Origin of the sequence: Faecalibacterium sp. An122 (assembly GCF_002160895.1) — a bacterium.
GTDB lineage: Bacteria > Bacillota > Clostridia > Oscillospirales > Ruminococcaceae > Faecalibacterium.
Genome location: NZ_NFLL01000012.1, coordinates 74,771 through 86,391 on the forward strand (window position 1 = coordinate 74,771; position 11,621 = coordinate 86,391).

Annotated in this window: 10 protein-coding genes; all 10 read left to right on the plus strand. The window is 50.5% G+C overall.

Features of this window, described 5'->3' with window-relative positions; translation table 11 throughout:
- The first annotated feature begins 135 nt into the window (after positions 1 to 135).
- Positions 136 to 816 carry a hypothetical protein gene (locus B5E67_RS09145; RefSeq protein ID WP_087384861.1) on the plus strand — a complete coding sequence of 227 codons (681 nt, stop codon included), beginning with the start codon at positions 136 to 138 and terminating at the stop codon, positions 814 to 816.
- Between the two features lie 126 nt (positions 817 to 942).
- Positions 943 to 1,830 (plus strand): FRG domain-containing protein, encoded by an 888-nt coding sequence (locus B5E67_RS09150; protein WP_143405408.1) that lies wholly within the window; start codon positions 943 to 945, stop codon positions 1,828 to 1,830.
- 11 nt (positions 1,831 to 1,841) lie between these two features.
- A complete protein-coding gene (locus B5E67_RS09155; protein WP_204246542.1) occupies positions 1,842 to 5,126 on the plus strand; it encodes a DEAD/DEAH box helicase family protein in 3,285 nt (1,094 codons plus the stop codon).
- A 204-nt stretch (positions 5,127 to 5,330) separates the two neighbouring features.
- Positions 5,331 to 6,374, plus strand: a complete 1,044-nt coding sequence (locus tag B5E67_RS09160; RefSeq protein ID WP_158098869.1) for an ATP-binding protein — start codon at positions 5,331 to 5,333, stop codon at positions 6,372 to 6,374.
- 6 nt (positions 6,375 to 6,380) lie between these two features.
- Complete coding sequence (locus B5E67_RS15460) at positions 6,381 to 7,040, plus strand: hypothetical protein (RefSeq protein ID WP_143405409.1); 660 nt, start codon at positions 6,381 to 6,383, stop codon at positions 7,038 to 7,040.
- A 224-nt stretch (positions 7,041 to 7,264) separates the two neighbouring features.
- Positions 7,265 to 7,972 carry a hypothetical protein gene (locus B5E67_RS09165; RefSeq protein ID WP_087384867.1) on the plus strand — a complete coding sequence of 236 codons (708 nt, stop codon included), beginning with the start codon at positions 7,265 to 7,267 and terminating at the stop codon, positions 7,970 to 7,972.
- 200 nt (positions 7,973 to 8,172) lie between these two features.
- A complete protein-coding gene (locus B5E67_RS09170; protein ID WP_087384869.1) occupies positions 8,173 to 8,352 on the plus strand; it encodes a DNA-binding protein in 180 nt (59 codons plus the stop codon).
- Entirely contained in the window at positions 8,349 to 8,894 is a 546-nt protein-coding gene (locus B5E67_RS09175) for a helix-turn-helix domain-containing protein (protein WP_087384871.1), read from the plus strand. Before B5E67_RS09170 ends, B5E67_RS09175 begins: the two co-directional genes overlap by 4 nt.
- Positions 8,895 to 9,082: 188 nt before the next feature.
- Positions 9,083 to 9,502 (plus strand): hypothetical protein, encoded by a 420-nt coding sequence (locus B5E67_RS09180; protein ID WP_087384874.1) that lies wholly within the window; start codon positions 9,083 to 9,085, stop codon positions 9,500 to 9,502.
- On the plus strand, positions 9,490 to 11,436 hold the full coding sequence (mobP3, locus tag B5E67_RS09185; protein ID WP_204246543.1) for a MobP3 family relaxase: 1,947 nt from the start codon (positions 9,490 to 9,492) through the stop codon (positions 11,434 to 11,436). Before B5E67_RS09180 ends, mobP3 begins: the two co-directional genes overlap by 13 nt.
- The last annotated feature ends 185 nt before the right edge of the window (positions 11,437 to 11,621 follow it).

Sequence of the window (11,621 nt, forward strand, 5' to 3'; positions counted from 1 at the left end):
AGAAATTTCGATTTTCTCCTCTCCGACCCCCAATTTGCCACCTTTGGTGAGGTAGCCGTTGCGGTAGATAAAATCTTTGCTACCAATCCTGCGGGATAAAAGATGCTGATAAAAACTGTTTAATGAGGATGGGATATGTTCAAAAAACGAGATCGTAACCTTGATGCACTACTTAGATACAAGAAAAAAGAGCAAAGGCAACAATTTTGTAAACTGCGGCATATACAGGTTATAGGGCTTTCCTGTGTTATAACGACGCTCTTGTTTATCCTGTCTTACGCTATGAGGCGACAGCATCCTTGGTTTGCTCCCCTGCTACAGTCACTTGGTGTTGGCATGGTTACTGGTATGGTTCTTTATATCTTGGGCAATATCAGGAATGGGACAGAAAAATATTTAGAGCATATCTACAATCAATTGCAGAGCTTGCATGATTTAGAGGAGAAAATCTATTTTTCATATCCCTTGAGGATGTTTTGGACAGTACAGTCGCTTTCAAATGTTAACGAATGTGATATGGCACATGAGTACTTAGAAGAGGTTGTTACCGCATCCAAAGACTACCTCGCGGCTCTGAAAACTATTGATTATCAAGTGTACAAAGAGTTCCAAAAAACCACAAGCACAGCGTTTGACGATCTTGAAAAGAGTCTGGATAATGTAGTTTTCTCGATTCCAGAAGATCTTACGATGGAGGCAGGCGAAGCCATAAAAGATAGAATTGTGGCTATTCTGGAGCAAACCATGGAGTGGTTTGAAATCAAATTTCGAAATGTCGAGATACAGATAGGGCAAATTAAGAAATATCCTCTTTGAGGAAGAACAGACTGTAAACTTAAAACACCGTTTCTGAAGAATGCAAAGAGTGAATTATTGATGCGGCGGTAAGTTGGAAACACTAAAAAAGACTTTGCACAAAAGAGTTTGGGGGAGACTGTAGAAATGGAAGAGCAACAAAAAATTCAAAGCATATCTCAATTTATAGAAGAGGTTAATTCTATTGAAATTAAAAGTGAAATGAGAATGTTTCCACCAAAACTGCTTTTTAGAGGACAAAGTTGGACGAATTTCAAGTTAGTTCCATCTTTGGGACGATATCCTTCCCAGCATTGGTTAAATTCATGGACATCGGTTGAAAAAGATTTAGTGCAGAGCGCTCAACAAAAATTCCCCTTACTTTTTCCAGATACTGATTACCCAGTGATTCTTTTAGCCAAATTACAGCATTACGGGATCTATACAAGAATGCTTGATTTGACAGAAAACGCGCTCATAGCATTATACTTTTCCTGTAATAAAAATGAGGATCGTGATGGAGAAGTCCTTGCATTTCAAGCTTCTGTATGCTCTGCATATGATCCAATTGCGAATATCGTCGCAGATACATATCGATTAACATCAAATGCAATGACAACTGTTGAGAATTATTACTTTAGAGCAATGAACCGGCCATATTCATCCCGCTTACTTTATCCTGAGCGGAAAGATGATATGCGCAGAGGAATTGAGCACTTAATAGAGTCAACCCAAAAACCAATCTTTCTGGAAGTTGGAACTGTATGCGAGAGGCAAAAAAATCAAGGGGGCTATTTTGCCATTTTTCCAAGCCAAATATGTGAAGGAGAAGTCATTGCAGATACTCTCATTAAGTTTAGTAAAGATGATCCGTCGGTCGTTAAAAGACTTATTATCGATAAAAATTCAAAAGCAACAATAATAGAGCAACTTAAACGCTTTGGAATTACTAAAGAATTCTTGTTTGCTGATGATGTAGATACAGTCCTAAAAGGCATTATAGACGAACAACGAAAGCGATACCCAGAATCGTGAGGTGACGCATCATGACCAACTTCGATTTTCTCCTCTCTGATCCACAATTTACCGTCTTCGGAGAGGTCGCTGTCGCAGCGGAAAAAATCTATGCCATCGACCCGGCAGCCTGCGTGCTGAACTGCCGCCGGGCGGTGGAGTTTGCTGTCAAATGGATGTACTCCGTGGACAGCGCTTTGGTCATGCCCTACGATGACCGGCTGGCCAGCCTGATGGACACTGAGGATTTTAGGGCCATTGTGGATCGGGATCTGTGGCAGCGCCTCAGATACATCCGCCAGACGGGCAACGCCGCCGCTCACACCGGCAGGAAGATCAACCCGGAGCAGGCCAGGCTGTGCCTGGAAAACCTGTGGTACTTCATGGACTTTGTGGCCTGTTGCTACGGCACGACCTACACCCCCGAAGCATTTAACACGGCTCTGCTGGAGCAACAGGCCGCTGCCCCGGCCCCCGCGCCCGTGCCCGAGGTGGATCTGGCCGCCCTCATGGCGGAGAACAAGGCCCTCAAATCCCAGCTTACCGCCCGCCGGGAAGCCCAGCAGCCCAGCTATACCCCCAAGCCCCTGGATCTCTCCGAGTACAAGACTCGCAAGCTGTATATCGATGCCATGCTCACCGATGCGGGTTGGACCGAGGGGAAGGACTGGCTGAATGAAGTGGAGCTGCCCGGTATGCCCAACAAGAGCGAGGTGGGCTATGCTGACTATGTGCTCTACGACGATGCCCACCGCCCCCTGGCCGTCATCGAGGCCAAGCGCACCTGCGTGGACCCGGCCAAAGGCCGCCAGCAGGCCAAGCTGTACGCCGACCTGCTGGAGCAGAAGTATGGCCGCCTCCCGGTGATCTTCCTCACCAACGGCTTTGACACCCGCCTGGACGACGGGGCCTACCCGGAGCGCCGGGTGGCCTCCTTCTACTCCAAGAGGGATCTGGAGAAGCTTTTCAATCTCCGGGCCATGCGGACAAGCCTCAAGTACATCCAGGTAGACCACAACATTGCAGGTCGCTACTACCAGGAGGGGGCCATCAAAGCCACCTGTCAAGCTTTGGCCCAAAACCGCCGGAAGGCCCTGCTGGTCATGGCCACCGGCTCCGGTAAGACCCGCACGGTCATCGCCCTGGTGAAGATGCTCCTTCAGCACGGCTGGGTAAATAATGTCCTCTTCCTGGCTGACCGCAACTCCTTGGTCACCCAGGCCAAGCGCAGCTTTGTGAACCTGCTGCCCGACCTCTCCGTGACCAACCTGTGCGAGGAGAAAGACAACTACACCGCCCACTGCGTCTTTTCCACCTATCAAACCATGATGAACTGCATCGACTCGGTGGAGGACGGGGAGGGGAAGCTGTTTACCGTAGGCCATTTCGATCTGGTGATCTGCGACGAGGCCCACCGTTCCATCTACAACAAGTACCGGGACATTTTCAACTACTTTGACGCGCCCCTGGTAGGCCTCACTGCCACCCCCAAGGACGAGATCGACAAGAACACCTATGAAGTCTTTGAACTGGAGAGCGGCGTACCCACTTACGGCTACGAACTGGCCCAGGCGGTAAAGGACGGCTTCCTGGTGGACTTCCTCACCGTGGAGAGCAAACTGAAATTCCTGGAGGAGGGCATTTCCTACGCCGACCTGTCCGAGGAGGAAAAGGCGGAGTATGAGGCCACTTTTACTGACGAGAACGGGGAGCTGCCCGAGCGGATTGAGTCCTCCGCCCTCAACGAGTGGCTGTTCAACGAGGACACCATTCGTCTGGCCCTGAACCTGCTGATGACCAACGGCCTGAAAATCGACTACGGGGAGAAACTGGGCAAGACCATCATCTTCGCCAAGAACCACCGCCACGCCGAAAAAATTCTTGAGGTCTTCGGCAAAGAGTATCCCCACCTGCCCGGCTATGCCAAGGTCATCGACAACTACATGACCTACGCCCAGAGCGCCATCGATGAGTTCTCCGATCCCAAGAAGCTTCCCCAGATTGCCATCTCCGTGGACATGCTGGACACTGGCATTGATGTGCCTGAGGTGCTGAATCTGGTGTTTTTCAAGAAGGTCATGAGCAAAGCGAAATTCTGGCAGATGATCGGCCGGGGCACCCGTTTGTGTCCGGGGTTGATAGACGGGGAGGACAAGACCAAGTTCTACATCTTCGACCTGTGCGGCAACTTCGAATTCTTCCGAATGAACAAGGGCAAGGCCACTGCCAACCAGATGGCCCTGCAAAGCGCCATCTTCTATCTGAAAGCTCAAATCGTCTACAAGCTCCAGGATCTGGCCTACCAGACCGAGGAACTGATTCCCTTCCGAGAGAAGCTGGTGGACGAAATGCTTCCTAAGGTGCAACAGCTGGATCGAGAGAACTTCGCTGTGCGGCAGCACCTGCGGTATGTGGAGAAGTTCGCCGACCCGGCGAGCTACCAGGCCCTCAGCTATGAGGATACGCTCCATCTGAAAGAGGAAGTGGCGCCGCTGCTCCAGCCGGATATGGACGAAGCCAGTGCTGTGCGGTTTGACGCGCTAATGTACGGTATTGAACTTGCCTATCTGGTGGGCAAGACCTACAAGAAAGCCCGGAAGGATCTGGTGAAAAAGGTCAGCGGCGTGGCCAGCGTCGCAAATATCCCAGAAATCCGGGCACAATCGGAACTCATCGAGAAAATCCTGCATACCGACTATCTGGACGACGCAGGGATCAATGAGTTTGAGCATATCCGGGAGTGCCTGCGGAACCTAATGAAGTATCTGCCCCACAACGGTGCCATTTACAACACCAACTTTACGGACGATATCTTGTCCGTGGAGTGGAAGGAGTCGGAGCTGGAGAACGACGATCTGAAGAACTACAAGGCCAAGGCGGAATTCTATGTGCGCCAGCATCAGGACAAACCCGCCATCGCCAAGCTACGCTCCAATGTGCCGCTGACGGCGGAGGATGTAAAGGAGCTGGAGTCCATCCTCTGGAGCGAGGTAGGCACCAGGCAGGACTATGAGGCAGAAGTGGGCCAGAAGCCGCTGGGCGAGTTCGTGCGGGAGATTGTGGGTATGGATATGAACGCTGCCAAGGAAGCTTTCGCCCAGTACTTAAACGATGTCAACCTGGACAGCCGGCAGATCTACTTTGTCAACCAGATCGTAGAGTACATCGTCCACAACGGCGTGATGAAGGATCTGTCTGTGCTTCAGGAACCTCCCTTCACAGATCGGGGAAGTATTGTGGAGATTTTCACAGATCTGTCTCTATGGGCAGGCATCAAGAGTGTTATCGACAGGATTAATGCTAACGCAGCGGCGTAGGGATCGGATAGAAAGCGACGCTGTGGGCAAATCTTGGCACGCTGTGTGGTGCCGCTCTGTCTACTGGATAACTCCCAGAAATAGTCAAGGAAAGAAAATTGAGCGCCTGTTCTGGACAGTAAATTGCCTTTAAAACAGAGTGCCTTAGTAAATGAATAGAGCTGATGCGCTTTATCAAATGAAATTAAGAGTGGGGGTGTATTCTTGCTCCGACAGATCAAATTTAAAAACTACCGCTGCTTTGAGGAATCTGAAATCTCCTTCCGAAATACAGCCATCATCGTGGGGCAAAACAATGCCGGAAAATCTACAATTGTGGAAGCGCTTCGTATCCTTTCAGTGGTGGCTCAGAAGTTTAAACAGTCGAACTATGTTGAGGTCCCACGGGGGTTAGGACTCCCTTTAGCTACAAGAGGGATCAAAGTTAACCTGGATAATTTGAAGATTGATTTCCGGTCAATTGTATATCAGTACCGCGAAGAAGATGGCGTGGTTGCAGAACTGATTGCATATTTTGATGAAAAAATCCGGATACATATTTATCTGTCATCTGAGATTTCTTTTGCTACCATAGAGGCAAGTGGCCAGCAAATAAAGAACAAAGCTGCTGCTAAAAAATTGCCAGACATCCCTTTATATATAATGCCTCAAATTGGATTGATACGGGAGGATGAGAAGAGACTGTCCCCCGATACTGTAAAGGCGCATATGCATACTCGTCTATCGTCTCGACATTTTCGAAATGAACTTTTACTGTATCGAGAATATTTTGAAGAGTTTCGGGAATCTGCTCAAATGTCATGGCCAGGCCTACGCATAACCAACTTAGATATTGACGAAGAAAGAATAGAATTAATTGTTTACGATGCAGATTTTGCGGCAGAAATCGGCCAAATGGGAAGCGGTTTGCAAATGTGGTTGCAAATGGTTTGGTATATCAGTCGGTGCCCAATTGGAAGTACAATTGTTTTGGATGAACCAGATGTGTATATGCACCCTGATCTACAACAGAAAATCTTCAAAATTGTGCAGCGAAAGTTTAGGCAAGTTATTATAGCAACACATTCGGTAGAGATCATTTCCTTGGTCGAACCGAAGCAAATTGTAACGGTTGACAAGCGTTCCAGAAAAATGCAATACGCAGACAGCTACCAAGCGGTTCAAGATCTGGTTGATAATTTAGGAGGCATGAACAATCTTTCACTTATTCGTTTGGGTGGAGCCAGAAAATGTGTCTTTGTCGAATGAAAAGATTTGAAGTTGCTTTCAAAATTTCATGAACTTCTATATCCGGATAGCAATATATCGCTGGAGCAACTACCAACCGTTTCTCTTGGCGGATGGTCCCGATTTGATGAAGCGTTGGGTGCCGCACGTTTATTTTATGATCAGACTAACGGAGAATTTAAAACAATATGTATCTTGGATAGAGATTATCATTTTGATGAGGAAATAGCGGAGTTATATCGAAAAGCTGAGGAGAATCATTTAAATCTTCATGTATGGGAAAAGAAGGAAATTGAAAATTATATTCTCACCCCACAGTCGATCTTCCGGTTAATAGAACAGCCGCAAGAAACATATCCAATATTTCTGGAGTGTTTAAGTATAGAGCTGGAGCAATTGAAACAGCAAACCTTGGGAGGTTTTATGGATCAACTTGATCGAAATTGCCGTGGACAAGCTTCCAGCAGAAAGTATCAAATTGCAATGGCTGAATTGGAGAAACGCTGGGGAACATTAGAAGATCGCCTTTCTGTTTGCAATGGGAAGGATTTAATTTCACATATAAACAGTTGGGTTGCACGCCAATATCACCAGAAGTCAAGTCGAAAAAAATTGCTGGATTCGTTAACAGCTGAGGATGTATGCGATGAAATGAAACAGGTTATTTCGGATTTAATTGAAAAATAGTTCGATTTGATGCGGCCTGTAGATATTCATTATTTCTAAAATATGCACCGCTATTACCATATTGGCGATTGCACAGATCACGCTGCAGGAATAAAAAAGAGGGAGAGTCGTTCTTCGTTGGCTCAGAGATTCTTGACCTGTCCCTTAGTGAGAACCGCAGGCGTAATAGAATGTGCCCCTCAAATTCTGCGTGGGAATAAACAATAAAAAGAGGAGGTGCGGAAATGGCGGGCAGGCGGATCAGCGCCGGGTACTACCAGCGGTACGACAAGAAAGTGGTCTATGTAATCTCTTTGGCCACCGACGCCGACACCGGCGAGGAAAGTGTCATCTGGACCACCTATCCCTTCGCGGATGTCCCCAAGTACTATACCTCCAGCAAAAAGTCCTTCTGCGCTTTTGTGGAAGTGGATGGTGAACGGAAAGCCAAGTATAAGCGGCTGCTCAACATGAAGATCTCAGGTGAAGTAATAGAGCGGCTGGAGGAAGAGGAGTTTCGGGGACCGGTTCGTAAACGGCAGCGACCACAGCTGGATGAAGCATACGACTCCCGCGAGTACCAGCAGTCTCTTACCTACTACGCATACGCAAAAGATCTCTGCGAGCACTACAACTTCGACAGGAACAAATATCGCCTCTGCGTAAAGGAAAAGAGATTTGCTGCCATCACCAAAAGTGACTTCGCCAAACTGAAAGAGGACCTGCAGTTTCTGGACAATGCCATGAAAACGGTGCTGGCTGCATACCAGGATTATTTCCGGGAGCGATTCATGGATGGCCTGTCCATCCGCAAGTATGCGGAAGCCCATCAGCTGAACCGTGGCAGCGTGGACTATCAGCAAAAGAAATTCTTCTCTGCTCTGGCCTCTCTGCTGAAAGAGCGGGACGAGGCGGAGGGAACATGCCGGCTGCTGAAACCAGCACAAAAGTAAATAATCCAACCTCAAACGGAGCGTCTGCGACAAAGCAGGCGCTCCGTTTTTCTGTCAAATGTATGTCAGTGGGATATATTTTCCCCAATACAAGTAGAGAGACAACTCGGACACCATCCAAAGGTTATGTCAAACCTATGTCACATGCAAATGTTTGCGGCTAAAGAAGTAGAGGGAGTTTTGAGAAGGAGATGGTCAACATGAAAGTATCTGTCTGCAAAAACTACGGTGAGGCGACGGTGCTGGGCGTATCACCGTCCAGCGGGTGTGAACTGATGCACCAACCGGATTTCCCGGTGCTGCGCGTGGGCAGCAGCATGGTGGTGCCGAAAGAAAAGTGCATTCAGTGGATGGAGGAGCATACAGGAGGTGCTATATGAAGTTCCAACAGTGGCCCAAACGAGATCCCGACAAAAACTATTTCAAGGTCCTTAATGAAGTATTTTACATCGGGCTCAGTTACCCAGAGATCTCCATCTACTGCTATCTGCTGAGCATCGAGGACAGAGAAACCTACCAGTGCTACCCCAGCTACAAGACCATCGGCAAGGCGCTGGGTATGAGTGAGAACACCGTGAGCAAGTATGTGCGCAGCCTGGAGGAGAAAGGTCTCATTCGCACCGAGCCGACGATGGTACGGAGCAAAGACGGCAGGCCCCTCAACGGAAACCTGCTCTATACCATCCGTCCGATCCAGGCGGCAATTGAATTGTTCTACAAGCGACAGTTCCAGCAGCTGGAGGAGGATGCCGCCCGTCAGAGGGCGGCGGCACGCCTCGCAGAATCAGCCCGTGAAAGCCCCCAGAACGCCCTGTGTGCGCATTTCGGAACGGAAGCGAGTCCCAGTGCCAATCTGGGATTGGAGGCCCAATTTGGCCCGCTTTCGGAGGTACCTCCGAGGACGAAAGAAAAAGCAGGATAAACGACGGGGTCGCAAGCGCCCCCGTCAGAAGCACCTCTGCCCGCAGTGCGGGCAGTTGCGGGGGCTTTTGCGGGGATTGGAAATGGGGTCAAAATCCGGACTGTGACATCATCTCTGCGGTCACAATCCCCGAAAGCCTACTGCCACAAGGAAAAAACAGGGGTCACCCCCCCGGAAAGGAGAACATTATGAGCAAAAAAGAGAAATTCCCACTTTACCTGTCGCCGGAGAAAAAGGCTATCCTGGAGCGCCGGTATCAGGAGGACGGGAGCCGGAGCATCACCGCCTTCATTGAGCGGGCGGTGGACTTTTATCTGGACTACCTCAGCGCCAACAACGCCGGACTGTTTCTCCCCGCCTCCATCAAGTCCTACCTGGACGGAAGGATGGGACAGCTGGAGGAGCGGCTGTCCTCCATCGCCTTCCGGCAGGCGGTGGAGCAGGACATGGTGGCCGGTATCCTCGCCGACGCGTATCAGTTCAGCGGCGAGGATCTACGCCGACGGCGGGCGGAGAGCGTTCAAAATGTGCGGAAAACCAATGGCCGCATCTCGCTGGAGCAACGGGTGCGTGATGCTTGGGAGGAGGACGATGAGTGGCAGGATTGATCGTAAAGAGCCCTTATCTCAAGTGCGGAGGCAGCAGTTCGGTCAGCGGCTATCTGAGGTACATCGGCACACGGGAACGGGTGGAGATCCTCCCGGATGACCGTCCGCCCACTCGAAAGCAGGAGCAGCTCATCACCAAACTGACCAAGGATTTCCCGGAGGCCAGGGACCTGGGCGAGTATTCCGATTACAAAGGCAAGCCCACCAAGGCCAATGCCTCTGTCTTTATCACCCGAGCACTGGAGGAGAACTGGTCTCAAGTGCAGCAGTCAGACAGCTACATGAAGTACATCGCTACTCGGCCTCGTGCGGAACGGCTTGGTGACCACGGGCTCTTTGGTGATGAAGATGCTGTGGACTTGGAGCAAGCCATGCAGGAACTGGATCAGTACGACGGAAATGTGTGGACGCATATCCTCTCACTGAAGCGTGAGGACGCTGCACGTCTTGGATATGACAATGCCAAAGCGTGGCGGAACCTGCTCCGAGCCAATCGCAATGAAATTGCCGCCGCCATGAATATTCAACCGAACCACTTCCGCTGGTACGCTGCCTTCCACGATGAGGGCAAGCATCCCCATGTCCACATGATGGCGTGGTCAACACAGCCGGGAGAAGCGTACCTGACGCGGGATGGTATCCGCAACATCAAATCTGCGCTCACCAATCAGATCTTCAAACAGGAGATGCTTCACACCTACGAACAGAAGTCACAGTCGCGGGATGAACTGGTTCGGGAGGCCCGCCGCGCAATCCGGCAGCTCACTCAGGAGATGACACGAAGCATCTGTACGGCTCCTGAGATTGAGCAGAAGATGGAGCAACTGGTCGGACAACTGGAAACGGTCAAGGGCAAAAAATCCTACGGATACCTCCCCAAGTCCGTGAAGAAAACCGTGGACGAGGTAGTGGACAAGCTGGAGGAGCTGCCGGTAGTGCGTGAGTGCTACGACCGGTGGTGCAGGCTCCAGGGCGAGGTGGAGAGTTACTACCACGACAAACCCAGAGAACGAAAAAAGCTGTCCCAGGAGAAAGAGTTCCGGCAGATCAAAAACGCTGTCATCCAGGAGGCGGAGCACATCCGTCTGGGTGAGATCTCCTTCGAGGATGATGACTTGGCTGAGCACAACGAGCCGGAACAGGCGCGTGGTGAGTCTAATGCCTGCCGGGAGCTGCGGCGCATCATTGGGAACAAGAACATTTCTCTGGACTACCGTGACCGGGCGGCAGAGAAGTTGGAACAGGTAGCGGAGCGCGGCGACGCCCACGCCCAATACCGGATGGGGCAGCTCTACCGGGACGGTCCTCTGCTAATCCCGGACAACCATAAGGCAAAGTACTGGCTCAGCCAGTCGGCAATACAGGGTCTGCCGGAAGCACAGTACGCCCTTGGCAAGCTGCTTCTCTCTGACGATTGGGAGGTGCGGGACCCAGGCGAGGGCATCCGCTGGCTGAAACAGGCAGCGGAAAACGGAAGTCACTTTGCCGCTTACCGTCTGGGCAAAGAATATCTCAGTGGAGAAGTTGTTTCAAAGAGTGTCACTAAGGCGGCGGATTGGTTCACCAAATCGGCGGAGGCGGGAAACCAGTACGCCCAGTACATGCTGGGCAAGCTGTGCCTGACGGGGCAGGGGCTGCCACGGGATCAGGCCCAGGCAATGATGTGGTTTAGCCGTTCGGCGGTCCAGGGAAATCAGTATGCTCAGTTTTTCCTGGAGCAGAGAAACAATCTCCACACACCCTCTGTGATGCTGGCGGTCACTCAGCTGCTCTACCACATGAGCCGGATCTTTGAGGACAACTCCGTGCCGTCCGCCGTCCCAGTAGGTCAGCAGGTGGATCGAAAGCTCAGGAGGAAGATCCAGGAGAAGAAGATTACGATGGGTCACAAGCCGGACGACCATGAGGAACAGTGGCCTGAGATGACCATGTAAGCGGCGCAGAAAATGAGCCGCAAAACAAAGAATAAAATCCCTTCCGCGAGAAGGGGAGAAAGGAATCTAGGGTGTATCTGAGAAGTCGGCTCATATGTGCAAAATGGAGAAAATGACAGCAGAAGCAGCAAGGAAAAGAAAAGCCTGAAAAGAATCCGCTCTCTTATCATAGCGGGTAGCGATCC